This is a genomic window from Xanthomonas sp. NCPPB 3442, assembly GCF_056725145.1.
Genome location: NZ_CM161514.1, coordinates 3947933 through 3973807 on the forward strand (window position 1 = coordinate 3947933; position 25875 = coordinate 3973807).

The 25875-nt window shown below is 62.4% G+C and carries 34 protein-coding genes and 1 pseudogene; 4 read left to right on the forward strand and 31 right to left on the reverse strand.

All coding sequences use genetic code 11. The features are described 5' to 3' along the window. Positions 1–102 precede the first annotated feature (102 nt). The gene (locus AC1POX_RS17025) at positions 103–1752 is read left to right on the forward strand and encodes an amidase (protein ID WP_218558628.1); all 1650 of its coding nucleotides are present in this window, start codon (positions 103–105) and stop codon (positions 1750–1752) included. Between the two features lie 240 nt (positions 1753–1992). Here the strand turns inward: AC1POX_RS17025 and AC1POX_RS17030 are convergent, their stop codons facing one another. Both AC1POX_RS17030 and AC1POX_RS17035 read right to left on the reverse strand, forming a co-directional pair. Further along, a complete protein-coding gene (locus tag AC1POX_RS17030) occupies positions 1993–3120 on the reverse strand; it encodes a mechanosensitive ion channel family protein (RefSeq protein WP_008571659.1) in 1128 nt (375 codons plus the stop codon). 85 nt (positions 3121–3205) lie between these two features. Continuing rightward, the gene (locus AC1POX_RS17035; protein WP_071118679.1) at positions 3206–4603 is read right to left on the reverse strand and encodes a class II 3-deoxy-7-phosphoheptulonate synthase; all 1398 of its coding nucleotides are present in this window, start codon (positions 4601–4603) and stop codon (positions 3206–3208) included. Positions 4604–4849: 246 nt separating this feature from the next. On the opposite strand from AC1POX_RS17035, the gene AC1POX_RS17040 reads away from it, so the two are divergent. Both AC1POX_RS17040 and AC1POX_RS17045 read left to right on the forward strand, forming a co-directional pair. Further along, entirely contained in the window at positions 4850–6973 is a 2124-nt protein-coding gene (locus AC1POX_RS17040; RefSeq protein WP_372356417.1) for a TonB-dependent receptor, read from the forward strand. Positions 6974–7032: 59 nt separating this feature from the next. Continuing rightward, a pseudogene (locus tag AC1POX_RS17045) lies at positions 7033–7330 on the forward strand (hypothetical protein); the annotation flags it as partial. Between the two features lie 148 nt (positions 7331–7478). Here the strand turns inward: AC1POX_RS17045 and AC1POX_RS17050 are convergent. From AC1POX_RS17050 to rpsJ, 28 genes are all read right to left on the reverse strand, one after another. After that, on the reverse strand, positions 7479–7997 hold the full coding sequence (locus tag AC1POX_RS17050) for a disulfide bond formation protein B (RefSeq protein ID WP_008571663.1): 519 nt from the start codon (positions 7995–7997) through the stop codon (positions 7479–7481). Between the two features lie 441 nt (positions 7998–8438). Continuing rightward, complete coding sequence (rplQ, locus tag AC1POX_RS17055; protein ID WP_003486665.1) at positions 8439–8822, reverse strand: 50S ribosomal protein L17; 384 nt, start codon at positions 8820–8822, stop codon at positions 8439–8441. 180 nt (positions 8823–9002) lie between these two features. Continuing rightward, positions 9003–10001: a DNA-directed RNA polymerase subunit alpha gene (locus tag AC1POX_RS17060; protein ID WP_002811635.1), complete on the reverse strand. Its 999-nt coding sequence runs from the start codon at positions 9999–10001 to the stop codon at positions 9003–9005. A 53-nt stretch (positions 10002–10054) separates the two neighbouring features. Beyond that, positions 10055–10681: a 30S ribosomal protein S4 gene (gene rpsD / locus AC1POX_RS17065; RefSeq protein ID WP_002811641.1), complete on the reverse strand. Its 627-nt coding sequence runs from the start codon at positions 10679–10681 to the stop codon at positions 10055–10057. Between the two features lie 15 nt (positions 10682–10696). Continuing rightward, positions 10697–11089: a 30S ribosomal protein S11 gene (gene rpsK / locus AC1POX_RS17070; protein ID WP_003486671.1), complete on the reverse strand. Its 393-nt coding sequence runs from the start codon at positions 11087–11089 to the stop codon at positions 10697–10699. A 10-nt stretch (positions 11090–11099) separates the two neighbouring features. After that, positions 11100–11456, reverse strand: coding sequence for a 30S ribosomal protein S13 (gene rpsM / locus AC1POX_RS17075; RefSeq protein WP_003486672.1), 357 nt, complete (start codon positions 11454–11456; stop codon positions 11100–11102). A gap of 332 nt (positions 11457–11788) precedes the next feature. Next, a complete protein-coding gene (gene secY, locus AC1POX_RS17080) occupies positions 11789–13153 on the reverse strand; it encodes a preprotein translocase subunit SecY (protein WP_008571664.1) in 1365 nt (454 codons plus the stop codon). 7 nt (positions 13154–13160) lie between these two features. Further along, positions 13161–13604 carry a 50S ribosomal protein L15 gene (gene rplO, locus AC1POX_RS17085; RefSeq protein ID WP_003486676.1) on the reverse strand — a complete coding sequence of 148 codons (444 nt, stop codon included), beginning with the start codon at positions 13602–13604 and terminating at the stop codon, positions 13161–13163. A 4-nt stretch (positions 13605–13608) separates the two neighbouring features. After that, on the reverse strand, positions 13609–13800 hold the full coding sequence (gene rpmD, locus AC1POX_RS17090; RefSeq protein WP_003486678.1) for a 50S ribosomal protein L30: 192 nt from the start codon (positions 13798–13800) through the stop codon (positions 13609–13611). Then, a complete protein-coding gene (rpsE, locus tag AC1POX_RS17095) occupies positions 13793–14335 on the reverse strand; it encodes a 30S ribosomal protein S5 (protein WP_003486682.1) in 543 nt (180 codons plus the stop codon). The genes rpmD and rpsE overlap by 8 nt, the downstream gene beginning before the upstream one ends. 158 nt (positions 14336–14493) lie before the next feature. Further along, positions 14494–14853 carry a 50S ribosomal protein L18 gene (gene rplR / locus AC1POX_RS17100; RefSeq protein ID WP_003486684.1) on the reverse strand — a complete coding sequence of 120 codons (360 nt, stop codon included), beginning with the start codon at positions 14851–14853 and terminating at the stop codon, positions 14494–14496. Positions 14854–14944: 91 nt separating this feature from the next. Then, positions 14945–15472, reverse strand: a complete 528-nt coding sequence (rplF, locus tag AC1POX_RS17105; RefSeq protein WP_031421274.1) for a 50S ribosomal protein L6 — start codon at positions 15470–15472, stop codon at positions 14945–14947. Between the two features lie 15 nt (positions 15473–15487). Continuing rightward, the gene (gene rpsH, locus AC1POX_RS17110; protein ID WP_003486688.1) at positions 15488–15886 is read right to left on the reverse strand and encodes a 30S ribosomal protein S8; all 399 of its coding nucleotides are present in this window, start codon (positions 15884–15886) and stop codon (positions 15488–15490) included. Positions 15887–16091: 205 nt separating this feature from the next. Further along, positions 16092–16397: a 30S ribosomal protein S14 gene (gene rpsN, locus AC1POX_RS17115; protein WP_008571667.1), complete on the reverse strand. Its 306-nt coding sequence runs from the start codon at positions 16395–16397 to the stop codon at positions 16092–16094. Between the two features lie 18 nt (positions 16398–16415). Beyond that, positions 16416–16958 carry a 50S ribosomal protein L5 gene (rplE, locus tag AC1POX_RS17120; protein WP_008571668.1) on the reverse strand — a complete coding sequence of 181 codons (543 nt, stop codon included), beginning with the start codon at positions 16956–16958 and terminating at the stop codon, positions 16416–16418. Positions 16959–16969: 11 nt separating this feature from the next. After that, on the reverse strand, positions 16970–17287 hold the full coding sequence (rplX, locus tag AC1POX_RS17125; protein ID WP_372356418.1) for a 50S ribosomal protein L24: 318 nt from the start codon (positions 17285–17287) through the stop codon (positions 16970–16972). A gap of 15 nt (positions 17288–17302) precedes the next feature. Then, positions 17303–17671, reverse strand: a complete 369-nt coding sequence (gene rplN / locus AC1POX_RS17130) for a 50S ribosomal protein L14 (protein WP_003486699.1) — start codon at positions 17669–17671, stop codon at positions 17303–17305. A gap of 14 nt (positions 17672–17685) precedes the next feature. Then, complete coding sequence (gene rpsQ / locus AC1POX_RS17135) at positions 17686–17955, reverse strand: 30S ribosomal protein S17 (protein ID WP_003486701.1); 270 nt, start codon at positions 17953–17955, stop codon at positions 17686–17688. 11 nt (positions 17956–17966) lie between these two features. Next, positions 17967–18152: a 50S ribosomal protein L29 gene (gene rpmC / locus AC1POX_RS17140; protein ID WP_003486703.1), complete on the reverse strand. Its 186-nt coding sequence runs from the start codon at positions 18150–18152 to the stop codon at positions 17967–17969. Beyond that, a complete protein-coding gene (gene rplP / locus AC1POX_RS17145; RefSeq protein WP_003486706.1) occupies positions 18152–18565 on the reverse strand; it encodes a 50S ribosomal protein L16 in 414 nt (137 codons plus the stop codon). The genes rpmC and rplP overlap by 1 nt, the downstream gene beginning before the upstream one ends. A 5-nt stretch (positions 18566–18570) precedes the next feature. After that, positions 18571–19305 (reverse strand): 30S ribosomal protein S3, encoded by a 735-nt coding sequence (gene rpsC, locus AC1POX_RS17150; RefSeq protein ID WP_008571670.1) that lies wholly within the window; start codon positions 19303–19305, stop codon positions 18571–18573. A gap of 17 nt (positions 19306–19322) precedes the next feature. Beyond that, entirely contained in the window at positions 19323–19658 is a 336-nt protein-coding gene (gene rplV, locus AC1POX_RS17155) for a 50S ribosomal protein L22 (protein WP_003486710.1), read from the reverse strand. Positions 19659–19670: 12 nt separating this feature from the next. Next, the gene (gene rpsS / locus AC1POX_RS17160; protein ID WP_005917128.1) at positions 19671–19940 is read right to left on the reverse strand and encodes a 30S ribosomal protein S19; all 270 of its coding nucleotides are present in this window, start codon (positions 19938–19940) and stop codon (positions 19671–19673) included. Between the two features lie 6 nt (positions 19941–19946). Further along, complete coding sequence (gene rplB, locus AC1POX_RS17165) at positions 19947–20774, reverse strand: 50S ribosomal protein L2 (protein WP_003486715.1); 828 nt, start codon at positions 20772–20774, stop codon at positions 19947–19949. A gap of 10 nt (positions 20775–20784) precedes the next feature. After that, entirely contained in the window at positions 20785–21099 is a 315-nt protein-coding gene (gene rplW, locus AC1POX_RS17170) for a 50S ribosomal protein L23 (protein ID WP_014089487.1), read from the reverse strand. Then, positions 21096–21701, reverse strand: coding sequence for a 50S ribosomal protein L4 (rplD, locus tag AC1POX_RS17175; protein ID WP_005917124.1), 606 nt, complete (start codon positions 21699–21701; stop codon positions 21096–21098). The genes rplW and rplD overlap by 4 nt, the downstream gene beginning before the upstream one ends. Before the next feature lie 12 nt (positions 21702–21713). Further along, complete coding sequence (gene rplC, locus AC1POX_RS17180; protein WP_005917121.1) at positions 21714–22364, reverse strand: 50S ribosomal protein L3; 651 nt, start codon at positions 22362–22364, stop codon at positions 21714–21716. A gap of 11 nt (positions 22365–22375) precedes the next feature. After that, positions 22376–22711 carry a 30S ribosomal protein S10 gene (gene rpsJ, locus AC1POX_RS17185; RefSeq protein WP_008571672.1) on the reverse strand — a complete coding sequence of 112 codons (336 nt, stop codon included), beginning with the start codon at positions 22709–22711 and terminating at the stop codon, positions 22376–22378. A gap of 1008 nt (positions 22712–23719) precedes the next feature. Between rpsJ and AC1POX_RS17190 the strand changes: the two genes are divergently transcribed. Next, complete coding sequence (locus tag AC1POX_RS17190; RefSeq protein ID WP_218501510.1) at positions 23720–24394, forward strand: secreted signal peptide protein; 675 nt, start codon at positions 23720–23722, stop codon at positions 24392–24394. Positions 24395–24681: 287 nt separating this feature from the next. Here the strand turns inward: AC1POX_RS17190 and tuf are convergent, their stop codons facing one another. Then, entirely contained in the window at positions 24682–25872 is a 1191-nt protein-coding gene (tuf, locus tag AC1POX_RS17195; protein ID WP_003486726.1) for an elongation factor Tu, read from the reverse strand. Positions 25873–25875 lie beyond the last annotated feature (3 nt).

Here is a 25875-nt window from a genome sequence, read left to right on the forward strand (position 1 = left end):
CTGCCTGCCCGTTGGCGGGCACGTCCTTACGTTGTCACCCCGACGCAGCGCCGTTAGCCTGCGACTTCTCCCCGGGGACGACCATCCATGCGATCCACCCTTTTGTCCTTCGCGCTGCTTGCCGCGCTGTGCGGCTGTGCGCATGCCGATGATCCGTCGCGTTCTGCGGCCAGCGCTGCCGACGCGTCCACCGCCCACCCTCTCGATCTGAGCGAGGCCGACGTGGCCGGCCTGCAGGCGCGCATGGCCAGCGGCCAGAGCAGCAGCCTGCAACTGACGCGCGCGTATCTGCAGCGTATTGCCGGCATCGATCGCGCCGGCCCCAGGCTCAACGCGGTGATCGAACTCAATCCACAGGCCGAAGCCGACGCACGCGCCCTGGATGCCGAACGCAAAGCCGGCCACGTGCGTGGGCCGCTGCACGGCATCCCGGTGCTGCTCAAGGACAATATCGACGCGCTGCCGATGGTCAACAGCGCCGGCTCCCTCGCCCTGGCCGAGTTCCGCCCCGCTCGCGATGCGTTTATGGTGCAGCGCCTGCGCACCGCCGGCGCGGTGATCCTGGGCAAGACCAACCTCAGCGAATGGGCCAATTTCCGCTCCACCCAATCCAGTTCCGGCTGGAGCGGACGCGGGGGGCTCACGCGCAATCCATATGCGCTGGATCGTAATCCCTGCGGCTCCAGTGCCGGCACCGGTGCGGCCATCGCGGCCAGCCTGGCCACCGTCGGCATCGGTACCGAAACCGACGGCAGCATCACCTGTCCGGCATCGGTCAACGGCCTGGTCGGGCTCAAGCCGACCGTTGGCCTGGTCAGTCGCGACGGCATCATCCCGATTTCCGCCAGCCAGGACACCGCCGGCCCGATGACCCGCAGCGTCGCCGATGCGGCTGCAGTGCTGCAGGCCATTGCCGCACCCGACCCGCAGGACCCCGCCACCGCCAAGGCGCCGGCGACCAGTGTCGATTATCTCGCCCACCTGAAACCCGACAGCCTGCGTGGCGCGCGCCTGGGCCTGTTGCGCAACCCGCTGCGCGAGGATCCGGCAATCGCCGCGGTGCTCGACCGCGCCGTGCGCACCCTGCGTGACGCAGGCGCCACCGTGGTCGAGACCGCCCTGGCCACGGATGGCAAGTGGGATGCTGCAGAGCAGATGGTCTTATTGGTCGAATTCAAGGCCGGCTTGAACGCGTATCTGCAGAACCACCACGCGCCTGTGGCGAACCTGGAGCAGTTGATTGCGTTCAATCGCAAGCACGCGCAGCGCGAAATGCCGTACTTCGGGCAGGAATTGTTCGAACAGGCGCAGGCAGCGCCCGGTCTCGACGATGCGGGGTATCTGAGCGCGCGCGCCAACGCCAAGCGATTGGCGGGGCCGGAAGGCATCGACGCAGCCTTGAAGGCAGATCGCCTGGATGCCTTGATCGTGCCCACGACGGGCGCGGCGTGGATCACCACACTCGGCAAGGGCGATACCTTCCCCGGCGCCGGCTATGGTGCCGCGGCGGTGGCCGGCTATCCAAGCCTGAGCGTGCCGATGGGACAGACCCAGGGCTTGCCACTGGGCCTGTTGTTCATGGGCACCGCCTGGAGCGAGCCGCGCCTGATCGAGCTGGCGTATGCATACGAGCAACGCAGCCATGCGCGCTTTACGCCTGGCTATGCGCCGAGTGCGCCGGCTGCGCCAGGTGGGGCCACGTCAGGCACGACACCCGTCGCGCCTGCGCCCGGTTCGCGCCAGCATGATTGACCGCCGCTATACCTGGCGCCCAAGAAGAATGCCCTGGCGGGTGCTTGTGCAACTGCCTGCCGAACACATTCGATGCCGGCAGTTGCGCAACACCACCCGATAAAAGCAGTCCCACAAACGCAACGAGCGTCGCCAGGCGGGCGTGGGCGGCGCGCAAGAACCGCCTGCCCGCGGAATACATGCCGGTTCCGGGCACCGGCCGCACGCGCCTGGCTGGGATGCCGTCGTTTTCTTGGCGCGCTAGATGCTGGCCGCAGGCTCGCCGTCTTCTGCGCCCGGCGAGCGCACGCTCTCCTGTGCAATCGGCTCGGCAGGGCGTGATGGCGTTCTTTCCTGCGTTGCGATTTCGGCGCGCAGCCTCGGCAAGGCATACGCATGCTCGCGGGTCAGGAAATCGATCATGCGTTCGCGCACCAGGCAGCGCAGATCGAAGGCATCGCCGGAATTGCGCGCGCTCACCAGCAGTCGCACCTGGATGGTGTTGTCGCTGGTGTCGGTAATCTGGGTCACGCACACGCGGCCGTCCCATAGCGGTTCGCTGTGGCAGATACGCTCCAGTTCCGCACGTACCGCTGCAATCGGCGTACGGTAATCCAGCCACAGGAACGCGGTGCCGAGCAGATCGGCACTGCTGCGCGTCCAGTTCTGAAATGGGTTTTCAATCCACCAGGTCAGCGGCACCACCATGCGGCGCTCGTCCCAGATCCGCACCACCACGTACGAGCTGCCGATCTCTTCGATGCGGCCCCACTCGCCTTCCACGATCACTACATCATCCAGGCGAATCGGCTGGGTCAGTGCAATCTGCAAACCGGCGATCAGGTTGCCGAACACCGGTTTGGCCGCGATACCGGCCACCAGCCCGATGATGCCGGCCGACGCCAGCAAGGTCTTGCCGATCTGGCGTACCTGCGGGAAGGTCAACAGCACCACCGAAATGCCGAGCAAGATCACCGTGCCCATCAGCACGCGGCTCAGCACCCGCGTCTGGGTCTGGATGCGCCGCGCGGTGAGGTTGTCCGACACCTCGATCGGATTGCTGCGCAAGATCGCCGCCTCGCCGGCGGCCACCGCGCGTACCAGCAACCAGGTGACGCAGCCGACGATTCCCAGGTGCAGCAGATGCTGCACCGCTGCCAGCGCCTTGCCGGCCAACGGGGTCGCTTCGGTGGCGACCCCCAGAAACAACAGCGGCAAGATAAACGCCGCCGGTAGCGTGATCACGCGAATGATGCGCGCACGGCGGTAGTCGCGACCCTGCATGCGGCGAAACAGCCACAGCATCAACGACCAGGTGACGATGCCCGCCAGCAGCGAGGCACCGAGCGGAATTGCATATTCGCGGATGACGTTCCAATCGGCAGTCAAACCGTTCCTCCTGTGGGGGGAAAGAGGGATGGCTGCCAGAGCATGCCGCACGCGGCATGAGCATCACGTCATGCGCACACGTTGATCATCCGCCCAGCGGCTGCGAAGCCACCTGTTGTTGCTTGCGCACGATCGCCATCGCAATTTCCAGCGACTGTTCGTAGTTCAGCCGCGGATCCACGCTGGAGCGATACGCCCGTTCCAGATCGCGCTCGGTGAGCTCGCGCGCACCGCCGGTGCATTCGGTGACATCTTCGCCGGTAAGTTCCAGATGCACGCCGCCCAGCCGCGTGCCGGCGGCCGCGTGCAGGTCGAAGGAGGTCTCCACTTCGTTGCGGATATTGTCGAAACGCCGCGTCTTATAGCCATTTCCGGTGCTTTCGGTATTGCCATGCATCGCATCGCACACCCACAGCACCCGCCGCCCGTCGCGCTTGACCGCATCCAGCAACGGCGGCAACTTGTCGGCGATCTGCGCCGCGCCCATGCGATGGATGAAGCTCAAACGCCCGGGCTCGTCCTCGGGATTGAGCACATCGATCAGGCGCAGCAGCTGGTCCGGCTGCACCGACGGCCCCACCTTGATCGCAATCGGGTTACGCACGCCGCGCAGGTATTCCACGTGCGCGCCATCCAGCGCGGCCGTCCGCATCCCGATCCACGGGTAGTGCGTGCTGAGATTGAACCAGCCCCACTGACGCGGCACCTGACGGGTCAGGCCTTCTTCGTACGGCAGCAACAACGCCTCGTGCGAGGTGTAGAAATCGATGCGATTGAGGTTGTACACCTCTGCCCCGGACAGCGTTTCCATGAAGCGCACGGCGTCGCCGATCGAGGCAACCATCTTCTGGTAGTCCGCCGCCAGCGGCGAATAGCCCACCCAGTCCAGATTCCAGTATTCGGGGTGATGCAGGTCGGCGAAGCCGCCGTCGATCAACGCGCGCACGAAGTTCATCGTCATCGCCGAGCGCGAATGTGCGGTGATCATGCGGCGCGGGTCGGGCACGCGCGCGGCCTCGGTGAAGGCCGGCGCATTGATCACATCGCCGCGATAGCTCGGCAAGGTCACGCCATCGCGCGTTTCGGTGTCGGCCGAGCGCGGCTTGGCGTATTGCCCGGCAAAGCGACCCACCCGCACCACTGGCAAATGCAGGCCGTGCACCAGCACCAGGCTCATTTGCAGCAGCACCTTCAAACGGTTGGAGATGGTGCCCGATTCGCAATCGCTGAAATTTTCAGCGCAATCGCCACCCTGCAGCAGGAAGCGCTTGCCTTCCTGCGCTTCGGCCAGCTGGCGCTTGAGCGCGAAGATTTCCCACGAGGTCACCAGCGGCGGCAGCCGCCCCAACTCGTGCATGGCCGCCTGCAGCGCGTTCTCATCCGGGTACACCGGCAGCTGCAATGCAGGCTTGCCGCGCCAGCTGTCCGGCGCCCACGCTGCGGCGGCCGAATCGGTAGCGGAAGTGGCAGCGGAAAGATTCATGAAAGGACTCCTAGGCAGCCTGCGATGTTGGCAGAGCCGGAACGCTACGCAAAGCGCCTGAAGGCCAATGGCACCGAATTGCCGCCGCGTCCGTCCGACGTGCGGTCGCGCGCCGGCCCTTTCGACCTGAACAGCAAACAACATCGCCCGTCGAGCCATGACTTTCGACCTACGCTAGCGCTCGCCAAAGCGCTCAACGTTACAAAATAACAACACCCTCCCCCTCACCCGCCTCGCGAAACTGCCATGACTCCTCGTCTTCTGTCTGCTGCCATCACCGTCGCCCTGCTGGCCGCCCCCATCGGTGCGGCGTTTGCCGCCGATGCCGACTCCGAACGCACGACCGATCTGGACACGGTCAACGTGATCGCCAAGCTCGAGGCGGCGCGCAATGCCCTGTCGCCGGACATCGGCAGCAGCCAATTTGCCATCACCGCTGACGATATCGATCGCCTGCCGCTCGGCGCGGCGACTCCACTCAATCAGGTCCTGCTGCAGGCGCCGGGCGTGGTACAGGATTCCTACGGCGGCATTCACGTCCGCGGCGACCACGCCAACCTGCAGTACCGCATCAACGGGGTGATGATTCCCGAATCCATCTCCGGTTTCGGCCAGAGTCTGGAGCCGCGCATCATCAAGAACCTCAAGCTGCTCGATGGTGCGTTGCCGGCGCAGTTCGGCGACCGCACCGCAGCCGTGGTCGACATCACCACCAAGAGCGGTGCCGAACTCGGCAATGGCGGCAGCTTCGGCATCACCGCCGGCTCATTCGGCACCATCAACCCCAACGCCTCGCTGTGGGGCAGCAGCGGGCGTTGGAGCTGGTTCGTCAGCGGCGATTACGACCAGAACAAGAATGGCCTGGAAAACCCGGTCGACAGCCTCAACCCCATCCACGACAAAACCCATCAGGGCAAGGGCTTCGCCGATCTGACCTACCTGGTCAACGAGAACACCCGTCTCAGCCTGCTGGTCGGCTACGCGAACAACCGCTTCCAGATCCCCAACAATCCGGGGCAGACGCCGGCCTTCGATTACCTGGGCACCACCGATTTCGACTCCTCGCGCCTGGACGAGAACCAGCGCGAAAACACCCGTTTCGGCACCCTGGCCCTGCAAGGCACGCTCGGCGACACCAACTATCAGCTTTCCGCCGGCCAGCGTTACAGCAGCGTCGCCTTCTCCCCCGACGTTGCCGGCGACCTGATCTTCAACGGCATCGCCTCGCAGGTGGACCGCAGCAACCGCGCCAATACCGTGCAGGCGGACTTCGCAACGCCATGGGGCGGCTCGCATACGCTGCGCTACGGCGTGTACGGCAATTTCGAACACGCCATCGCCAGCAACAATTCGTCTGTCTTCCCCGCCAACGACGACGGCAGCCAGAGCAGCAACGTGCCGCTGTTCATTCCCGACGGCAGCCGTTTCCATGCCAGCACCTACGCGCTCTACCTGCAGGACGAGTGGAAGATCGGCGAAGATTGGACCGTCAATTACGGGTTGCGCGGCGACAAGTACAAGGCCTTCGGCACGACCGAAGGTCAGCTCAGCCCGCGCCTGGGCGTCATCTGGCGCGCCACCGACAGCACCACCGTGCATGCCGGATACGCGCGTTACTTCACCCCGCCGGCCAGCGAGCTGATCTCCACCAGCGACATCGCGCTCTACGACGGCACCACCAACCAGCAGTCGGCCGGTGACGGCCCGACCACGCCACTGAGCGAACGTAGCGACTACTACGACCTGGGCATCTCGCAAGTGGTCACCGACCATCTGACGCTTGGCCTGGACACCTATTACCGCAAGGCCGACCGGCTGCAGGACGAAGGCCAGTTCGGTGCCGCCTATATCTATTCCACCTTCAATTACCGCTATGGCCGCATCCGCGGCGCCGAATTCAGCGCCGACTACACCAACGGGCCGGTGACGGCATATTTCAACCTCGCCTACAGCAAAGCCATGGGCAAGCGGGTCATGACCAGCCTGTACAACTTCGATCCGGATGCGCTGGCCTACACCTACGACAACTGGATCCACCTGGATCACGACCAGAAGCTGACCTCGTCCGGCGGCATCAACTACGCCTTCAGCGAAGGCAGCAAGGTCGGCCTCAACTATCTGTTCGGCAGCGGCTTGCGCACCGATACCGACACCGTGCCCAACGGCGCCTCGCTTCCGTCGTACTTCCAGTTGAATGCCAGCGTCGGCCACGACTTCGACGTCAATACGCATCCGCTGCATGTGCAACTGGCCGCGGTCAATGTCCTCAACCGCAGCTACCAGTTGCGCGATGGCGGCGGTATCGGCGTCTTCGCGCCGCAGTGGGCGCCGCGCCGCGGCGTCTATGTGAGCCTGCAGCAGGACTTCTGACGCGGTGCAAGGCAGCGAATGGACCGGAACAATACCGGCCCATTCGTTGCCGAAGTCCGATGACCAAGCCTGCAGCACGGCTGGCCACGCTGCGGACCGCCTGCATGGCTGATGCGCATCGTTTGGCAGACACGTAAATATCGGCTTATCGATTGAAGCAATGCCGCGATCCATCCGCGCTAGCCAGCGGAAAGAGCCAGGAATCAGTCACGTCTCCAATGTCGTTCTTGGCGCTCGCGGTCGACACGCCGCAGACGCATGCAAGCGGCAGCAACGGCATCCAGTATCAAGGCCAGGAAGCAGACGCGTCGAGCAAGCGCAGCGCAGGTCGGGCGCCTTGCGACGAATCAAGCCGCCCGACCTGCAGCGGATCAGGCGGCCCTTCAAACGCCAACCGCGCATCAGCCTCGCCTGAGCAGCGCACAGCGCCCGTTGCCCGTCACGATCCCACTGCACGCCTACAAGGCTGCCGCAGGGCTTTGCAAGGCGCTAGACCTGCCATGCGTCAGTGATGGACCGAGCTACGCCGCGCCTTGAAGCCCGCGTACAGCGCCCACAACGCCAACCCCACGAACCACACCATGCTCCACATGGGCATGCTCAACCCGAGGAAGCGCCAATCGATATTGCCGCAATCGCCGGTGCCGGTCAGCACGGTGCGGAACACCTCGAAGGGCCCCATGGTCTCGCTCAGAAAGCTCAACGGCGGCCCGCACGAAGACATCATGTCCTTGGGCCGGATCTGCACCCACACATGCCGCGCAGCGATGCCCATGCCCACGCCCGCGGCAATGAAACTCAAGACCCCATAGACCTTGCGCCCGGCGGCGGCACGCGGCCCATGCAGCGCGCCGAGCAGAAAAAACACGGCCAGCGCCGCGAAGGCGATCCGTTGGAAGATGCACAGCGGGCAAGGCTCCAGGCCCAGATGCAACTGCACATAGATCGCGTAAGCCAGCAATCCTGCGCATGCAAGAAAGCCCAGCAGAAACTGCGCCCGGAAACTCCAGCGAAATGGATTCATCGTCACTGCTTGCCTTGGGTCAAGTCGTCGATTATCAGCCATCGCCACGGCCGTGACCACGCATGACTGAGCGAGCGGTCCAATCGCGCGAGCGTCTGCTGCTTGTGCGCTGCAGCGCCGCCGCGGCACGGGGTGACACGCATGCGATGTCCGAAAGACCAGGGCCCACCGCACGCCCACCCGCGAGCGGCAATCCAGAGCCCGCAAGCCGTCGTCGACCAAGCGGAAGGAGATTGCAATTGGCCGAGCAAGCGGCAGCAGCTGCACTGGATCATAGGCTTTGGCGACGTCGCCCTGCTTGCTGCGTAACGCACACATCCACGCGCACGCACGCGTGCCCGTGCAGTCGACAGCCGTCGGCAGACAGGCAGTTTCAAGCATCCAACAAAAAAGCCCGGCGTCAGCCGGGCTTCTTCGAGAATCTGTGCAGCAGCGATCCGATTACTCGGCCACTTCTTCGGCAACGACCGGACGGTCGACCAGCTCGACATACGCCATCGGCGCATTGTCGCCGGCACGGAAGCCGGCCTTCAGGATGCGCAGGTAGCCGCCGGGACGGGTCGCGTAACGCGGGCCCAGTTCGACGAACAGCTTGCCCACGGCTTCCTTGTCGCGCAGGCGAGCGAACGCCAGACGACGATTGGCAACGCCATCGACCTTGCCGATGGTGATCAGCGGCTCGGCGACGCGACGCAGTTCCTTGGCCTTCGGCAAGGTGGTCTTGATCAGCTCGTGCTTGAACAGCGATGCGGCCATATTACGGAACATGGCTTCGCGATGCGCGCTGGTGCGGTTGAACTTACGGCCGGATTTCTGGTGACGCATGAGTATGGTTTCCTAGGGAATGTTGAGACTGCTTGAGAAACGTTGTCGCCATCCTGGCGCTGTTGAATGGACTGCGGTTGGTCCGAGCCGGCCGTCCTTGAACCGGATGTCATCGCAGGCTTTAACCCGTCGATGTAGAAAACAAACATGGGCGCCCGAAGACGCCCATGCCTTGATGCATTAACCAAGCATGCCGTGCTGGGCGACACCGGCCGGCGGCCAGTTCTCCAGCTTCATGCCCAGCGCAAGGCCGCGCTGTGCCAGCACTTCCTTGATTTCTGTCAGCGACTTCTTGCCCAGATTCGGGGTCTTGAGCAGCTCGACTTCGGTCTTCTGGATCAGATCGCCGATGTAGTAGATGCTCTCGGCCTTGAGGCAGTTGGCCGAACGCACGGTCAGCTCGAGGTCGTCGATCGGGCGCAGCAGCACCGGATCCACGCCGCTGGCAGCCGGCTTGGCCGCACCGCGATCGCGGTGGGTGAAATCGCCGAACACCGACAGCTGATCGCTGAGGATGTCCGCGGCGGTGCGCACAGCTTCCTCGGCATCGATCGTGCCGTTGGTTTCGATATCGATGACCAGCTTGTCGAGGTCGGTACGCTGTTCGACGCGCGCAGCTTCCACGGCGTAGGCAACGCGACGCACCGGCGAGAACGACGCATCCAGCATCAGACGACCAATGGTGCGGGTCTCTTCATCCGGGCGACGACGCGCAGCAGCCGGCTGGTAGCCAAAGCCACGCTCGATCTTCAGGCGCATGTTCAATGCGGTGTCTTTGGTCAGGTGGCAGATCACGTGGTCGCCGTTGATGATCTCAACGTTGTGATCGGTCCTGATGTCTGCCGCAGTGACCGTACCCGGACCCTGCTTGGACAACGACAGCGTGGCGCTGTCGCCACTGTGCATACGAATCGCCACGTCTTTCAGGTTCAGCAGGACGTCAAGCACGTCTTCCTGCAAACCTTCCACCGTGGTGTACTCGTGCAGCACGCCGTCGATCTCGACCTCGGTGATCGCAAAACCGGGGATCGACGACAACAACACACGACGCAGGGCATTGCCCAGCGTGTGCCCGTAACCGCGCTCCAAGGGTTCGATCACGACCTTGGCGCGGTTGTCGGTAAGACGTTCGATCTGCGGACCACGGGGGCGCAGAACCTGGTTGGCGGTAACCGTCATGTTGCGGGGTCTCCTGCGAACCTCCGGCAGTACCGGAGGTTCTCCAATGTGAATTACTTCGAATACAACTCGACGATCAGCGCTTCGTTGATATCCGAAGGCAGGTCAGCGCGATCCGGAACGGCCTTGAACACGCCGCTGAACTTCTTCGAATCGACTTCAACCCACGACGGCGTCATGTCGTGCTGCTCAGCCACGGTCAGGGCTTCCTGCACGCGGAGCTGCTTCTGTGCCTTTTCCGACAGCGTGATCGCATCGCCAGCCTTGATCTGGTACGAGGCCAGATTCACCGACTTGCCGTTGACCAGCACGCCACGGTGCGACACCAGCTGGCGCGCGGCCGGACGGGTGACGGCAAAGCCCATGCGGTAGCAGACGTTGTCCAGACGGGTTTCCAGCAACTGCAGCAGGTTCTCGCCGGTGTTGCCCTTCTTGGTCGAGGCCTTCTTGTAGTAGTTGCGGAACTGACGTTCCAGCAGACCGTAGATACGCTTGACCTTCTGCTTTTCGCGCAGCTGGGTGGCGTAGTCGGAGAGCTTGCCCTTGCGAGCAGCACCGTGCTGGCCGGGCTTCTGCTCAAGCTTGCACTTGGAGTCCAGCGCACGCGCCGGGCTCTTGAGGGAAAGGTCGGCGCCTTCGCGACGCGCGAGCTTACAGGTAGGACCGATATAACGAGCCATTTCTTATCGCTCCCTTTAGACGCGACGCTTCTTCGGCGGACGGCACCCGTTGTGCGGGATTGGCGTCACGTCGATGATGTTGGTGATCTTGTAGCCCACGTTGTTCAACGAACGCACGGCCGACTCACGGCCCGGACCCGGACCCTTGATACGCACTTCCAGCGACTTCACGCCGTAATCGAGCGCAGCGCGGCCAGCCTTCTCGGCGGCAACCTGGGCAGCGAACGGGGTCGACTTGCGCGAACCACGGAAACCGGCGCCGCCGGACGTAGCCCACGACAGCGCGTTGCCCTGGCGATCGGTGATGGTGACGATGGTGTTGTTGAACGAAGCGTGGACGTGAGCGACGCCGTCAGTGATGACGCGCTTGATCTTCTTCTTCGTTTTCTTTTCTGCTGGCTTGGCCATGATCTATCCCTTACTTCCTGATCGCCTTGCGCGGACCCTTACGGGTGCGGGCGTTGGTACGGGTGCGCTGACCACGCAGCGGGAGACCACGGCGATGACGCAGACCGCGATAGCAGCCCAGGTCCATCAGTCGCTTGATCGCGATACCGATTTCGCGGCGCAGGTCGCCTTCGACGACATACTTGCCGACTTCGGCGCGCAGGCGCTCGATTTCGGGTTCGGACAGATCACGAATCTTCGTGGTCGAGGTAACGCCTGCGGATTCGCAGAGCTTCTTCGAACGGGTACGGCCGATGCCGTAGATGCTTTGCAACCCGACCCAGACGTGCTTCTGGGCTGGCAGGTTGACGCCTGCAATACGCGCCATGACGCGATTCTCCAACTGAGTGATGGCCCGACAGCGCCCAGGCGCCATCCGGCAGGATGGATCAAAAGTGAACTCGGAATTATAGCAAGGCCTCGGATTGCTTTGAAGCCCGTGAAACCAGAGGTTCCATGGACCCGGCGTGGGGAGTGTGCCCTCGCTCCGGCGCCGGACGGTGTTGATCCAGAAAACTGCTCCGAATCGCCTGTGCTACTCCCGCACAGGACCACCCCGTCACACCCGCGCGCGAGACGTCGCGCGAGCCGCCCTTCTGATCGGAAGATCGTGGCCCGGGAACCAGGCCGTCTTCACGCAATGAAGATCTAGTGTACCACTTAACCGCGCGCAAGACCGCCGCGCGAGCCGCCCTTGAGGTTGGCCTTCTTCAGCAAGCTCTCATACTGGTGCGACATCAGATGCGCCTGGATCTGCGCAATGAAGTCCATCACCACGACCACTGCGATCAACAGCGAGGTGCCGCCGAAGTGGAACGAGGTGCCGAGCTGCGTGCGCATGATTTCCGGCAACAGGCACACGATCACCAGGTACAGCGAACCGGCCGCGGTCAGACGCGTCAGCACGCCATCGACGTAGTCGGCGGTGGCCTTGCCAGGACGGATGCCCGGAATCAGCGCGCCCGACTTCTTGAGGTTGTCGGCGGTTTCCTGCGAGTTGAACACCAGCGCAGTGTAGAAGAACGCAAAACCGATGATCAGCGCAGCGAAGACCAGCATGTGCACCGGCTCACCGGGCCCAAGCGCGTTGGCGATCTTCTGCAGCCAAGACCCCACCCCACCCGACGCCGCCTGGCCCGACCACATCGACAGTGTCGCCGGGAAAGCGAGGATGCTGGACGCAAAGATCGGCGGAATCACGCCGGCCATGTTGAGCTTGAGCGGCAGGAACGAGGTCTGGTTCATGTACGCATTGCGACCGCCCTGGCGGCGCGCGTAGTTGACCGTGATCCGGCGCTGCCCCCGTTCGACAAATACGACGAACAGCGTGAACGCCAGAATCGTGATGACGATCAACAGCAGCGAAATGAAGCTCAGATTGCCTTCGCGAAAAGCTTCGACCGTCTGGATGGCCGCCGACGGCAGGCCAGCCACGATGCCGGCAAAGATGATCAGCGACACGCCGTTACCGATGCCGCGCTCAGTGACCTGCTCGCCTACCCACATCAGGAAAATGGTGCCAGCGGTCAATGCGATCACCGCGGTGAGCACGAAGCCCATGCCCGGCGCATACACCACCGGAGCGCCACCGGGCGCGGTCTGGTTCTGCAGTGCCAGCGCGATACTGCCGCCCTGCACCACAGCCAGCAACACCGCACCGATGCGCGAATATTGGGTGATCTTGCGTCGACCCGACTCGCCTTCCTTCTGCATCGCCTTGAGGGCGGGAAAGATATGCGTGGCCAACTGGATCACGATCGACGCCGAGATGTACGGCATCACGTTCAACGCAAAAATACTGAAACGGTGCAGGGCGCCGCCCGAGAACATGTTGAACATGTCCACGATGCCGCCGCCCTGCGCCTGCATCAACGAAAGCATGGCATCGGGATTCACGCCCGGCACCGGCACATAGCAGCCGATGCGATAGACGATCAATGCCCCGAGGACGAACAGTAGCCGCTGGCGAAGTTCCGTGAACTTGCCGAGCCCGCCACCGAGGTTACCAATGCCAGCCTGCGCCATCTGCCGATTACTCCTCTACGCTGCCGCCGGCAGCTTCGATTGCCGCCTTGGCGCCTGCGGTTGCCGCAACGCCCTTCAGCACGAACTTCTTGCTCAGCTCGCCCTTCAGCACGATCTTCGCCTTCTTGGCGCGGCTCGGGACCAGATTGGCCGCACGCAGCGCTGCGAAGTCGACATCGCCGGCATCCAGCTTGTCCAGCTGGTAGGACAACACTTCTGCGGTATCGCGCGCCATCTTGGAGCGGAAACCGATCTTCGGCAGACGGCGCTGCATCGGGGTCTGGCCGCCTTCGAAGCCGGCCTTGATCTTGCCGCCGCCCTTACGAGCGAACGAACCCTTGTGACCGCGACCAGCGGTCTTGCCGAGGCCCGAACCGATACCACGACCGACGCGGGTGCGCTCGGTACGGGCGCCGTCGGCCGGCTTGAGGTCATTAAGACGCAGAGTCATGGGATTACTCCTCAACCTTGACGAGGTAATGAACCGTATTGATCAGGCCACGCACCTGCGGGCTGTCCTTCAGTTCACGCACATCGTTGAGCTTATTCAGGCCCAACGCACGCACCGACAGGCGGTGACGCGACTGGGTTCCACGCAGGCCACGCACCAGGCGCACCTTCACGGTCTTGTTGGTGTCCTTAGCCATGATTGAGCTCCTCCACCTTCTTGCCGCGCTTGGCCGCAACGCGTGCCGGCGACTGCACTTCCGACAGACCCTTCAGGGTCGCACGGACCAGGTTGATCGGATTACGCGAACCGACAGCCTTGGCCAGCACGTTCTTGACGCCAACCGCTTCCAGCACAGCGCGCATGGCGCCGCCTGCGATGACGCCCGTACCTTCCGAAGCCGGCTGCATGTAGACGCGTGCTGCGCCATGGCCCGACTTGACGGCATGCCACAAGGTGCCGTTGTTCAGATCGACAGTGGCCAGATTCTTGCGCGCCTGTTCCATCGACTTCTGGATGGCAACCGGCACTTCGCGCGCCTTGCCGTAACCGAAACCGACCTTGCCCAGACCATCGCCGACCACGGTCAGCGCGGTGAAGGTGAACTGGCGACCGCCCTTGACCGTCTTGCTGACGCGATTGACCGCGACCAGCTTTTCGATCATGCCATCGTCGACTTTCTCTTCGCGGTTACGGTCGCGATCACGACCCCGCGGTGCACGTTCTTCTGCCATCTTGATTCCTTGATTGATTGAGTATGTACGGCTCGAAGCCGCTTATGGTTGTGAAGTGAAGCGGTGTTCCCGGCACCGTTGCAAAAGAACGGGACGGTCCGGCATCTCCCTGCCGGCGGTATCGCGAAGGTGGTCGATGACCACCTCCGCAGCAGTGCTTAGAACTGCAGGCCGCCTTCGCGCGCAGCGTCGGCAAGCGCCTTGATGCGGCCGTGGTAGCGGTAGCCCGAGCGGTCGAATGCGACCTTCTCGATGCCCGCAGCCTTGGCGCGCTCGGCGATCAGCTTGCCGACCTTGGCGGCCGCATCGCTGTTCTTGCCGTTCTTCAGGCCATCCTTGACGTCGGCCTGCAGGGTGTTCGCAGCAGCGATCACCTTGGAGCCGTCGGCAGTGAAGACCTGCGCATACAGGTGTTGACCGGTGCGCAGCACCGACAGGCGGGCAACGCCGAGCTCACGGATGTGCGCACGGGTGGACTTGGCGCGACGCAGACGGGCGATGTTCTTGTTGATGCTCATGATATTTATCCTACGAAAGCTGAAGGAAAACAGGCTTGTACATTGAAAAGTCCGGCCATTGATGGCCGGGCTCCTCGCAGAGGGACCTGCCTTACGCCTTCTTGGCTTCCTTGCGAATGATGACTTCACCGGCGTACTTCACACCCTTGCCCTTGTAGGGCTCCGGCGGACGGAAACCGCGAATCTTGGCGGCAACTTCGCCGACGCGCTGCTTGTCGGCGCCCTGGACCACGATTTCGGTCTGGGTAGGAGTCGACAGCGTGATGCCTTCCGGCGCCACGAACACCAGCGGGTGCGAGAAACCGAGCGCCAGGCTCAGGTCCTTGCCCTGCATGGCAGCGCGGTAACCGACACCCACCAGCTCGAGCTTGCGCTCGAAGCCTTCGGAGACGCCCTTGACCATGTTGGCCAGGATGGCGCGCACGGTGCCGGTGAGGGCGATCTGCGACGGATCGTTAGCCGACAGCGTGGCAACGTCGCCATCGATGGCGATTTCGACACCAGCCGGCTTGGGCAGGGTCAACGTGCCCTTCGGGCCCTTGACGCTGACCAGCTCAGGCTGGACCTTGAGTTCAACACCCTTCGGGAGGGAGACAGGCTTCTTGGCTACACGGGACATGTTCGATTCCTTCCCTTAGGCCACGAAGCACAGAACTTCACCACCAACGCCGGCTTCGCGAGCCTGCGCATCGGTCATGATGCCCTTCGACGTGGAGATGATGGCGATACCCAGGCCACCGAGGACCTTGGGCAGCTCGGTCTTGCCGCGGTACTGGCGCAGACCCGAGCGCGAAAAACGCTTCAGGGTCTCGATGACCGGGCGGCCTTCGAAATACTTCAGCACGATTTCCAGTTCCGCCTTGTTGTTTTCGGTCTGGGTCACGCGCAGGTCGGTGATGTAACCCTCGTCCTTCAGGACCTGGGCGATCGCAACCTTAATCTTGGACGACGGCAATTTCACCGTCTGCTTACCAACCGCGGCCGCATTCTTGATGCGAACCAGCAGGTCGGCGATGGGATCAGTCATGCTCATGTGAGTACCTTTGAGTGCACCGATATCCGCTTTCGCGAAAATCTTGTGTTTTCCTGGGGACGGGCCAGGACCCTTGACGCCACGCCAGGCCCGAACGGGCAAGACAGAAGCGGAAGTATACGACAAAAGAGCCCGACTTGCGTCGGACTCTCTTGTTGAACAGAACCATCCTGTTCAAATCCGGCTGCGAACGGCCGGAATACTGTTACCAGCTCGCCTTACGCAGGCCCGGAACGTCGCCGTTCATCGTGGCCTTGCGCAGCATGTTGCGACCCAGACCGAACTTGCGGTAGACACCGCGCGGACGACCGGACAGCTCGCAACGGTTGCGGTAGCGGCTCGGCGACGAATCGCGCGGCAGCTTCTGCAACTTGGTCGACGCTTCGATTTTCTCTTCGTAGGACGCATCCTGACTGGAGAGGATCTTCTTCAGCGCATCACGCTTGCCGGCGAATTTCTTCGCCAGCTTTGCACGCTTGATGTCGCGGTGGATCATGGAGGTCTTTGCCATTTCGGATGTCCTCGACGGTCAGTTACGGAACGGGAACTTGAACGCTGCCAGCAGCGCCTTCGCTTCCGCATCCGTCTTGGCGGTGGTGGTGATGGCGATATCCATACCGCGAATCGCGTCGACGGCGTCGAAGTCGATTTCCGGGAAGATGATCTGTTCCTTCACACCCATGTTGAAGTTGCCACGACCGTCGAAGGAGCGACCGGACACACCACGGAAGTCGCGCACGCGCGGCAACGAGATGTTGATCAGGCGATCCAGGAACTCGTACATCTTGGCGCGACGCAAGGTGGTCTTGCAGCCGATCGGCCAACCGTCACGGATCTTGAAGGATGCGACCGAAACGCGCGACTTGGTGACCACCGGCTTTTGGCCGGAGATCTTGGCCATGTCGGCGACCGCATTTTCCAGAATCTTCTTGTTGGTAGCGGCTTCGCCCACGCCCATGTTGAGCGTGACCTTGACCAGCTTCGGCACTTCCATCGGATTGGTGTAGCCGAATTCCTTCATCAGGGCCGGCACCACGTTTTCCTTGTAAAACTTTTCGAGACGAGTGTTCATGATCTCATTCCTCAGGCGTCGAGCGCCTCACCGCTGGAGCGGAACACACGCAGTTTGCGTCCATCCTCCAGCACCTTGAAGCCAACGCGCTCGCCCTTGCCCGTTGCCGGGTTGACGATATTGACGTTGGAGATATGGATCGACGCTTCACGCTCGACCACGCCGCCGGCAACGCCTGCCTGCGGGTTCGGCTTGGTGTGGCGCTTGATGACGTTGGAGTTGGAGACGATCACGCGATCGCCGTCCACACGCACCACTTCACCCTGCTTACCCTTGTCCTTGCCGGTGTTGATGACGACCTGGTCGCCCTTCTTGATACGGTTAGCCATGTGTATGTCCTCCGCTCACAGCACTTCGGGAGCGAGCGAGACGATCTTCATGAACTTCTCGGAACGCAGCTCGCGCGTCACCGGCCCGAAGATGCGGGTCCCGATCGGCTCCTGCTTATTGTTCAACAGCACAGCGGCGTTGCCATCGAAGCGGATCAGCGAACCGTCGGGACGGCGCACACCCTTGCGGGTACGCACCACGACGGCGTCGTAGACTTCGCCCTTCTTGACCTTGCCACGCGGAATGGCGTCCTTGACGGTCACCTTGATGATGTCACCAATGTGTGCGTAACGGCGCTTGGAGCCGCCCAGCACCTTGATGCACATCACTTCCTTGGCACCCGAATTGTCGGCGACATCGAGGTAGCTCTGCATCTGGATCATGATTCAGATCTCCCTTATTCGGCCGAACGGGTGACGATTTCCACCACCCGCCAGTTCTTGGTCTTGGACATCGGAGCAATCTCGGTCACACGCACGACGTCGCCTTCGTTGCAGGCATTGTCGGCATCGTGTGCGTGCAGCTTGGTCGAGCGCTTGATGTACTTGCCGTACAGCGCATGCTTGACCTGGCGCTCCACCAACACGGTGACCGTCTTGTCCATCTTGTTGCTGACGACACGGCCTTCGACCGTGCGCAGCGTTTGCTTTTCGTTATTGTCGCTCATCGCGGCCGTCCTTACTTGGTGCTGCCGAGCAGGTGCTTGACGCGAGCAATCTCGCGGCGCACCCGGCGGGTTTCGTGGGTCTTCGGCAGCTGGCCGGTGACCTGCTGCATACGGAGCGAGAACTGCTCCTTACGCAGATCGGTCAGGTGGGCCTTCAATTCGTCAGCCGACTTCTCGCGGAGTTGTTTGATATCCATCAGCGCACCGTCCGGGTCACGAAAGTGGTGGTCACCGAGAGCTTGGCAGCGGCAAGGCGAAACGCCTCACGTGCGGTCTCTTCGGGGATTCCCTCGATTTCATAGATCATGCGGCCCGGCTGAATCTGCGCGACCCAGTACTCCACGTTGCCCTTACCGGAGCCCATGCGGACTTCGATCGGCTTCTTGGTGATCGGCTTGTCGGGGAACACACGGATCCACATCTTGCCGCCCTTCTTGACGTGGCGGCTGATCGTGCGGCGTGCTGCTTCAATCTGGCGTGCGGTCAGCTGACCGTGCGCCGTGGCCTTGAGGCCGTACTCGCCGAAGCTGACGGCGTTTCCGCTCCATGCCAGGCCGTCGTTACGGCCCTTGTGCATCTTGCGATATTTGGTTCGCTTGGGTTGCAACATTGCCGTTACCTCGCTTCACGAGCCGGGCGCGACGGGCGGTCACCACGGTCGCCGCGATCGTTACGATCGTTGCGCGGGCTGTCGTCCTGCTTTTCCTGGCCAACCTGAGAGAAGTCGAAGACTTCGCCCTTATAGATCCAGACCTTGATGCCGATGATGCCGTACGTCGTGGACGCCTCGGCAAAACCGTAATCAATGTCGGCACGTAGCGTGTGCAGCGGCACGCGGCCTTCGCGGTACCACTCCGAACGGGCAATTTCTGCACCGTTGAGGCGGCCAGCCACATTGACCTTGATGCCCAAGGCACCCAGGCGCATCGCGTTACCGACCGAGCGCTTCATTGCACGGCGGAACATGATGCGACGCTCAAGCTGCTGCGCGATCGACTCGGCGACCAGCTGCGCATCCAGCTCCGGCTTGCGCACTTCGGTGACGTTGATGTGCGCCGGAACGCCCATCAGCTGGCTCACTTCCTTGCGCAGCTTTTCGATGTCCTCGCCACGCTTGCCGATCACCACACCCGGACGGGCGGTGTGAATGGTCACGCGGGCGGTTTTGGCAGGGCGCTCGATCAAGATCTTGCTGACACCTGCCTGCGCGAGCTTCTTGCGCAGCATTTCACGCACTTTCAGGTCGGCTGCCAGATAGGAGGCGAACTCGGCCTTGTTTGCGTACCACTTGGAATTCCAGTCCTTGGCGATGCCGAGGCGGATTCCAGTCGGATGAACTTTATGACCCATGGTCTTTTCCTTTCCGCTTACTTGGCGGCGCCCACAACCACAGTGATGTGGCTGGTGCGCTTGAGGATGCGGGTACCGCGGCCTTTCGCCCGCGCCATGAAACGCTTCAGGGAGGGACCTTCATCAACCATGATGGTCTTGACCTTCAGCTCGTCGACATCCGCGCCCTGATTGTTCTCGGCATTGGCGATCGCCGACTCCACCACCTTTTTGATCAGGTGTGCAGCCTTCTTGTCCGAGAACTTCAGCAGATTGACCGCACGTTCGGCGGACAAACCACGCACCTGGTCAGCGACCAGGCGGGCCTTCTGCGGGGAGATGCGCGCGGTGCGCAGGATTGCTTTCGCTTCCATCGTCATCTCTCCTTACCTGCCCGACTTCTTGTCGCCACCGTGACCCTTGAAGGTCCGGGTGACGGCAAATTCGCCGAGCTTGTGGCCGACCATATTCTCGTTGACGAGCACCGGAATGTGGTTCTTGCCGTTATGCACGGCGATGGTGATGCCTACCATTTCAGGCAGGATCATCGAACGGCGCGACCAGGTCTTGATCGGCTTCTTGCTACCCGCAGCGGACTCCACCTTCTTTGCAAGGTGGTGATCGACGAACGGGCCCTTCTTAAGTGAACGTGCCATGGTCGATTAGCCCCTACGATCGCGGACGATGAACTGCTGGGTGCGCTTGTTCTTGCGCGTCTTGTAACCCTTGGTCGGAACACCCCACGGGGTGACCGGATGCGGATTACCCTGACCAGCCTTCGCTTCACCACCACCGTGCGGGTGATCGACCGGGTTCATGGCCGCACCGCGAACGGTCGGACGAACACCGCGCCAACGCTTGGCGCCGGCCTTGCCCAGCTTCTCAAGGTTGTGCTCGTCGTTGCCGACTTCGCCGATGGTGGCGCGGCACTCGACCGGCACCTTGCGCATTTCGCCCGAGCGCAGACGCAGCGTGGCATAGATGCCTTCGCGAGCGACCAGCTGGACGGCTGCACCGGCGGCACGTGCGATCTGAGCGCCCTTACCCGGCTTCAGCTCGATACCGTGAACCGTCGTACCGACCGGGATGTTGCGCAGCGGCAGCGTGTTGCCGGTCTTGATCGGTGCGTTGGCACCGGCAATGACCTGGTCGCCGGCCTTCAGGCCCTTGGGGGCGATGATGTAGCGGCGCTCGCCGTCGACGTAGCACAGCAGGGCGATATGAGCGGTACGGTTCGGATCGTATTCGATCCGCTCCACACGCGCCGGAATGCCTTCCTTGTTGCGCTTGAAGTCGATGATGCGGTAGTGCTGCTTGTGGCCACCACCGACGTGACGCACGGTGATGCGGCCGTGGTGGTTACGACCACCGGACTTGCTCTGCGAGTCGAGCAGCGCCGCGTGCGGTGCGCCCTTGTGCAGATCGGGAGTAACCACGCGCACGGCGGAACGACGGCCGGGAGAGGTGGGTTTGAACTTCATCAATGGCATGGGATGGACCTCAGGCCTTGGCCGTTACGTCGATGGACTGACCATCAACCAGGCGGACGTACGCCTTGCGCCAATTGCCGCGGCTGCCAGCACGGTTACGGAAGGACTTGCTCTTGCCCTTGACGTTGACCACGTTGACTGCCTTGACCTTGACGTCGAACAGCTGCTCAACCGCGGCCTTTACATCGGCCTTGGTGGCTTCGTTCGAAACTTCGAAGACATACTGGTTGGAAATTTCCTGCAGGCGCGCGGTCTTTTCGGAGACTCGCGGAGCACGCAGCACGCTGAAGATTTTTTCGTTGCTGCTTTTTTCGTTGCTGCTCATGCCAGCCACTCCTCGACCTTCTTGACCGCGTCGGCGGTGATCACGACCGTATCGGCCCCGACCAGAGCGACCGGATCCAGACCCTGCACGTCACGCACCTGCACATACGGCAGATTGCGAGCGGACAGATACAGGTGCTCGGAAGCCTCTTCGGTAACGATCAGCGGGCGCTTGCCCACTTCCAGCCCCTTGAGCTTTTCGATCAAGCCCTTGGTCTTGGTCGCTTCGAGGTCGAACGCGTCGACGATCATCAGACGACCCTGACGGTTCAGCTCGGAGAAGATCGCGCAGATGGCCGCACGGTACATCTTGCGGTTGACCTTCTGCTCGAAGCTGCGCGGCTTGGCCGCGAAGGTCACGCCACCGCCGACGAAGATCGGAGCCGTCAGCGCGCCATGACGCGCACCGCCGCCCTTCTGCTTTTTCGACTTCTTGGTCGTGCCCGCAACTTCCGAACGCGTCTTCTGTGCCTTGGTACCGGCGCGACCGGCATTGCGATAAGCGACAACGACCTGGTGAACCAGATCTTCGCTGAATTCGCGACCGAACACGGCATCGGAGACCGAGACCTTGTTGTTGCTACCCGTGATAACGAGTTCCATCGTCATCTCTCCTTATGCCTTGCTCGCCGGACGGACGATCACATCGCCACCAGCTGCGCCAGGCACGGCGCCGCGGATAGCAATCAGACCACGCTCGACGTCGACCTTGACCACTTCCAGGTTCTGCGTGCTTTGCTGCACTGCGCCCATGTGGCCCGACATCTTCTTGCCCGGGAAAACGCGACCCGGGGTCTGGCGCTGACCCAGCGAACCCGGCGCGCGATGCGACAGCGAGTTACCGTGGGTTGCATCGCCCATACGGAAGTTGTAGCGCTTGATGGTGCCCTGGAAACCCTTACCCTTGGTGACGCCCTGGACGTCGACCTTCTGGCCGACCTCGAAGATGTCCGCCTTGATTTCGCCACCGACGGCGAAATCGCCGAGCTGGGCATCTTCAACACGGAATTCCCACAGGCCGCGACCCGCTTCCACCTTCGCCTTGGCGAAGTGGCCTGCAGCCGGCTTGTTGACCAGCGCGGCACGACGGGCGCCAACGGTGACCTGCACGGCGCTGTAGCCGTCAACTTCGACGGTCTTGATCTGCGCGATGCGGTTAGGAGTTGCTTCGATCAGCGTGACCGGTACCGAGCGGCCATCTTCAGTGAAGACGCGGCTCATACCAGCCTTGCGGCCCACGAAGCCCAACGAATATTTCTTCGTCATGGTCGTAGTCCTCAGGTCAACTTGATCTGGACGTCGACGCCAGCCGCGAGCTCGAGCTTCATCAGCGCGTCCACGGTCTTGTCGTTCGGGTCGATGATATCGAGCACACGCTTGTGCGTGCGGGTTTCGTATTGGTCACGCGCATCTTTGTCAGCATGCGGGGATACGAGGATGGTGTAACGTTCGATCTTGGTCGGCAACGGGATCGGGCCACGCACTTGCGCGCCAGTCCGCTTAGCCGTTTCGACGATCTCGCTGGCCGAACGGTCAATCAAGCGATGATCGAACGCCTTCAGCCGGATACGGATCTTCTGATCCGCCTTCTGACCGGTCTTTTGCTCCGCCATGACGGTGGGTTCCTTCGTTAAAAGAGCGACGGGCAAGGCCTCTGGGATACCTGCCCCGATATTCCTGACGTTGATGAAATCGCCGCGCATCCTGCTGGCGAGGGCATTTCCTCCGCCCAAAAACTGAGGCAGCCCGGTGACCCGGCCTGCCCAGACGGAAAAGTATAATGCGCAACAAGAGCACGGTCAACAACGTGAGAGTTGTTGAGTGCTCCATGCAACGCGACCTTCCCGGTCTGGCGAACACGAGCGGCATCCTGCCGTTCTTTTCGCTGTAACTCAGCGCCCTACCCAGGGACACCGAGCCGCGCATTCTAGCGGCTCACCTCCGCTCCTGCAAGCGCGCTACTCTGATCCAGAGTTAGCCCGGTAGCAGCTGTGACGCATAAATCCGCCCCGGACACCACCTTTGTCGTGGCGCCAGTCCGGACTGACCAAACTCAGGGCCGGGAATCAAACACGGCGGGCATGGACAACGGCTGGAGTATAGCGACCCTGGTTCCAGGCAATATCGGACCCCAGCGGCGTTGCCGGGATACTGCAGTGATCGTTGCAGGGCTCTACTTTGCCAACGCGTTTGCATCACCGGTCTGCTGGTGCAGGCAAAGCCTGCCACGACTGCAGCAATGCGGCTTCCGAAGATGGCCCTGCAGATAACACCTAAGCAGCACGCCCCCGATCCGCCCGGTGGCAGGGTGTCGACCACCGGCAAGAATCCGCCCACTACACTGGGAACGCCATCCATATCGAACTCACCAAAGACGTCCGTATCCGCGCAAGCGGCGCGCCATTTGACGACGCTGATGCTAGACCGTATCGCGGTGAACGCTTCCGGTCTCAGCGACATCGACGGCCCCACCGGCGCTTATCGGGTCGACCTCCGTCGCGGACCGGATTACCGACAGCTGCAAAGGCGGCATAAGGTAGACGTATCAGCCAATACAAGTAACCAACCTTTCTTTCCCACCCGGCCTCGTCCTTGCAGGATTTCCCCACCGGACACCTCCTATGCCCCGGCACCCTCTCTTGTTTTGCGGCCTGCTACTCTTCGGACTCGTCGCCCCGCCTTCCCGCGCTGCCAGCAACGATGGCAAGGCCTGCTCGCGTGCGTTGCACCAGACGTTTACTATCTCCGCCAGCGCGACCACGTTGCCGGTGGCATGCGCGCACATCGGTCCGCTCGCACTTGGAATGCGCAAGCAACAGGTACTGGCCGCGCTAGGGCAGCCTGACGTTACCCACACCGATGCGGTGGATCCGAACAGACTCAGCCTGCTGTATCTATACCCGCGCGACATCAAAGCACAGCTGGCGCAGCATCCGCGTCGAGCTGGCACCCTCGTGCAAGGCGAGCTGGCGGTGGGATTGCGCAATGACCGTGTCAGCAACCTGATCGCCTTCGCCGATCAGAGGGCGCACCTGCCCTTCCATCTACTCGGCCATCCGGTCGGCACCCAGATCAACCGCATCCTCCAAACCATCGGCGGCAGCCCGCAATGGAATGCCAGCCGCGATTACGTCCAGTTCTCCGCCATGCCACTGGGCATTGACGTGGACCCGGACACTTTGGCCATCGTCGGGCTGAATATCGCAACCACCAAACAGGAGCTGGACAATTTCGACTTGCCCGGCCTGAATCTGCTCAAGAACCCGACAAGCGGCTTGATCAACGGCATTCGCTGACTGTTGCCGGCATCTGCGCGCCATGCCTCCTTACGTCATGACAGCCGGTTCACCAATCCGCAATCATGCCGCCGATGCGACTTGCGCACGCACCATCTGCCCACCGGACGCAGCGTTATGAGTGGGGCAGGCGCCTGTTTTCTTCATCTTTCTCTTTGCATCGGCAAGCGCATTCCCGCGCCAGGCAGGGTCCCGGCCAACACGCGGACAAAGAAAAAGGCCGGCTTTCGCCGACCTTTTCTTTTCCAGCGACACGGCAGCCGAAGCTGCCGTGCTGCAGGTGTTGCTTACTTGATGATCTTGGCAACCACGCCGGCGCCGACGGTACGACCGCCTTCACGGATGGCGAAGCGCAGACCTTCGTCCATCGCGACCGGGTTGATCAGGGTCACGACCATCTTCACGTTGTCGCCCGGCATCACCATCTCCACGCCTTCCGGCAGCTGGCAGGCGCCAGTGATGTCGGTGGTGCGGAAGTAGAACTGCGGACGGTAGCCCTTGAAGAACGGGGTATGACGGCCACCCTCGTCCTTGGACAGCACGTAGACTTCGGCTTCGAACTCGGTGTGCGGCTTGATCGAACCCGGCTTGCACAGCACCTGGCCGCGCTCGACGTCGTCACGCTTGGTGCCGCGCAGCAGCAGACCGGCGTTGTCGCCTGCCTGACCCTGGTCCAGCAGCTTGCGGAACATTTCCACACCGGTGACGGTGGTCTTCTGCGTGTCGCGGATACCGACGATTTCGATTTCGTCGCCCACCTTGATGATGCCGCGCTCGATACGACCGGTCACCACGGTGCCGCGGCCGGAGATCGAGAACACGTCTTCGACCGGCATCAGGAACGGACGGTCCACGTCGCGGGTCGGCTCCGGAATGAACGAATCCAGCGCCTCGACCAGCTTCAGGATCGCCGGCACGCCGATGTCGCTCTGATCGCCGTCCAGCGCCAGACGCGCCGAACCGTGGATGATCGGGGTGTCGTCGCCCGGGAAGTCGTACTTGCTCAGCAGTTCGCGCACTTCCATTTCGACCAGCTCGAGCAGCTCGGCGTCGTCGACCATGTCGGCCTTGTTCAGGAACACCACGATATGCGGCACACCGACCTGACGCGAGAGCAGGATGTGCTCACGGGTCTGCGGCATCGGGCCGTCAGCGGCCGAGCACACCAGGATCGCGCCGTCCATCTGCGCTGCACCGGTGATCATGTTCTTGACGTAGTCGGCGTGGCCGGGGCAGTCAACGTGCGCGTAGTGGCGGGTCGGGGATTCGTATTCGACGTGTGCGGTCGAAATCGTGATGCCGCGCGCCTTCTCTTCCGGCGCCGCGTCGATCGCGTCGTACGCCTTGAACTCACCACCGAAACGCTCGGCACCGATCTTGGTCAGCGCAGCGGTCAACGTGGTCTTGCCATGGTCAACGTGACCGATGGTGCCGACGTTCACGTGCGGCTTGGTGCGCTCGAATTTAGCTTTTGCCATGAC

Bases quoted from the DNA above. Each gene is read 5' to 3' on its own strand.
- AC1POX_RS17035 (WP_071118679.1), bottom strand. From the start codon at position 4,603: ATGAATCTTTCCGCTGCCACTTCCGCTACCGATTCGGCCGCCGCAGCG.
- rpsH (WP_003486688.1), bottom strand. From the start codon at position 15,886: ATGAGCATGACTGATCCCATCGCCGACCTGCTGGTTCGCATCAAGAAT.
- AC1POX_RS17050 (WP_008571663.1), bottom strand. From the start codon at position 7,997: ATGAATCCATTTCGCTGGAGTTTCCGGGCGCAGTTTCTGCTGGGCTTT.
- rplQ (WP_003486665.1), bottom strand. From the start codon at position 8,822: ATGCGTCACCAGAAATCCGGCCGTAAGTTCAACCGCACCAGCGCGCAT.
- rplF (WP_031421274.1), bottom strand. From the start codon at position 15,472: ATGTCCCGTGTAGCCAAGAAGCCTGTCTCCCTCCCGAAGGGTGTTGAA.
- rpsD (WP_002811641.1), bottom strand. From the start codon at position 10,681: ATGGCTCGTTATATCGGTCCTACCTGTAAGCTCGCGCGTCGCGAAGGC.
- rplW (WP_014089487.1), bottom strand. From the start codon at position 21,099: ATGAGCAGCAACGAAAAAAGCAGCAACGAAAAAATCTTCAGCGTGCTG.
- rpsQ (WP_003486701.1), bottom strand. From the start codon at position 17,955: ATGAGCGACAATAACGAAAAGCAAACGCTGCGCACGGTCGAAGGCCGT.
- rplN (WP_003486699.1), bottom strand. From the start codon at position 17,671: ATGATCCAGATGCAGAGCTACCTCGATGTCGCCGACAATTCGGGTGCC.
- AC1POX_RS17190 (WP_218501510.1), top strand. From the start codon at position 23,720: ATGCCCCGGCACCCTCTCTTGTTTTGCGGCCTGCTACTCTTCGGACTC.
- rpsN (WP_008571667.1), bottom strand. From the start codon at position 16,397: ATGGCAAAGACCTCCATGATCCACCGCGACATCAAGCGTGCAAAGCTG.
- rpsC (WP_008571670.1), bottom strand. From the start codon at position 19,305: ATGGGTCATAAAGTTCATCCGACTGGAATCCGCCTCGGCATCGCCAAG.
- AC1POX_RS17040 (WP_372356417.1), top strand. From the start codon at position 4,850: ATGACTCCTCGTCTTCTGTCTGCTGCCATCACCGTCGCCCTGCTGGCC.
- rpsM (WP_003486672.1), bottom strand. From the start codon at position 11,456: ATGGCGCGTATTGCAGGCGTCAACCTGCCAGCCCAGAAGCACGTCTGG.
- rplP (WP_003486706.1), bottom strand. From the start codon at position 18,565: ATGTTGCAACCCAAGCGAACCAAATATCGCAAGATGCACAAGGGCCGT.
- rplE (WP_008571668.1), bottom strand. From the start codon at position 16,958: ATGAACACTCGTCTCGAAAAGTTTTACAAGGAAAACGTGGTGCCGGCC.
- rpsE (WP_003486682.1), bottom strand. From the start codon at position 14,335: ATGGCAGAAGAACGTGCACCGCGGGGTCGTGATCGCGACCGTAACCGC.
- rplV (WP_003486710.1), bottom strand. From the start codon at position 19,658: ATGGAAGCGAAAGCAATCCTGCGCACCGCGCGCATCTCCCCGCAGAAG.
- rplO (WP_003486676.1), bottom strand. From the start codon at position 13,604: ATGACTCTGCGTCTTAATGACCTCAAGCCGGCCGACGGCGCCCGTACC.
- AC1POX_RS17060 (WP_002811635.1), bottom strand. From the start codon at position 10,001: ATGACGGTTACCGCCAACCAGGTTCTGCGCCCCCGTGGTCCGCAGATC.
- rpmC (WP_003486703.1), bottom strand. From the start codon at position 18,152: ATGGATATCAAACAACTCCGCGAGAAGTCGGCTGACGAATTGAAGGCC.
- rpsJ (WP_008571672.1), bottom strand. From the start codon at position 22,711: ATGGCGGAGCAAAAGACCGGTCAGAAGGCGGATCAGAAGATCCGTATC.
- rpsS (WP_005917128.1), bottom strand. From the start codon at position 19,940: ATGGCACGTTCACTTAAGAAGGGCCCGTTCGTCGATCACCACCTTGCA.
- rplR (WP_003486684.1), bottom strand. From the start codon at position 14,853: ATGAGCATCAACAAGAACATCGCCCGTCTGCGTCGCGCCAAGTCCACC.
- rplC (WP_005917121.1), bottom strand. From the start codon at position 22,364: ATGACGAAGAAATATTCGTTGGGCTTCGTGGGCCGCAAGGCTGGTATG.
- rpmD (WP_003486678.1), bottom strand. From the start codon at position 13,800: ATGGCTAAGGACACCAACAAGACCGTGAAGGTGCGCCTGGTGCGTGGC.
- tuf (WP_003486726.1), bottom strand. From the start codon at position 25,872: ATGGCAAAAGCTAAATTCGAGCGCACCAAGCCGCACGTGAACGTCGGC.
- secY (WP_008571664.1), bottom strand. From the start codon at position 13,153: ATGGCGCAGGCTGGCATTGGTAACCTCGGTGGCGGGCTCGGCAAGTTC.
- rplB (WP_003486715.1), bottom strand. From the start codon at position 20,774: ATGCCATTGATGAAGTTCAAACCCACCTCTCCCGGCCGTCGTTCCGCC.
- rpsK (WP_003486671.1), bottom strand. From the start codon at position 11,089: ATGGCCAAGCCAGCAGAAAAGAAAACGAAGAAGAAGATCAAGCGCGTC.
- rplX (WP_372356418.1), bottom strand. From the start codon at position 17,287: ATGGCTAACCGTATCAAGAAGGGCGACCAGGTCGTCATCAACACCGGC.
- rplD (WP_005917124.1), bottom strand. From the start codon at position 21,701: ATGGAACTCGTTATCACGGGTAGCAACAACAAGGTCTCGGTCTCCGAT.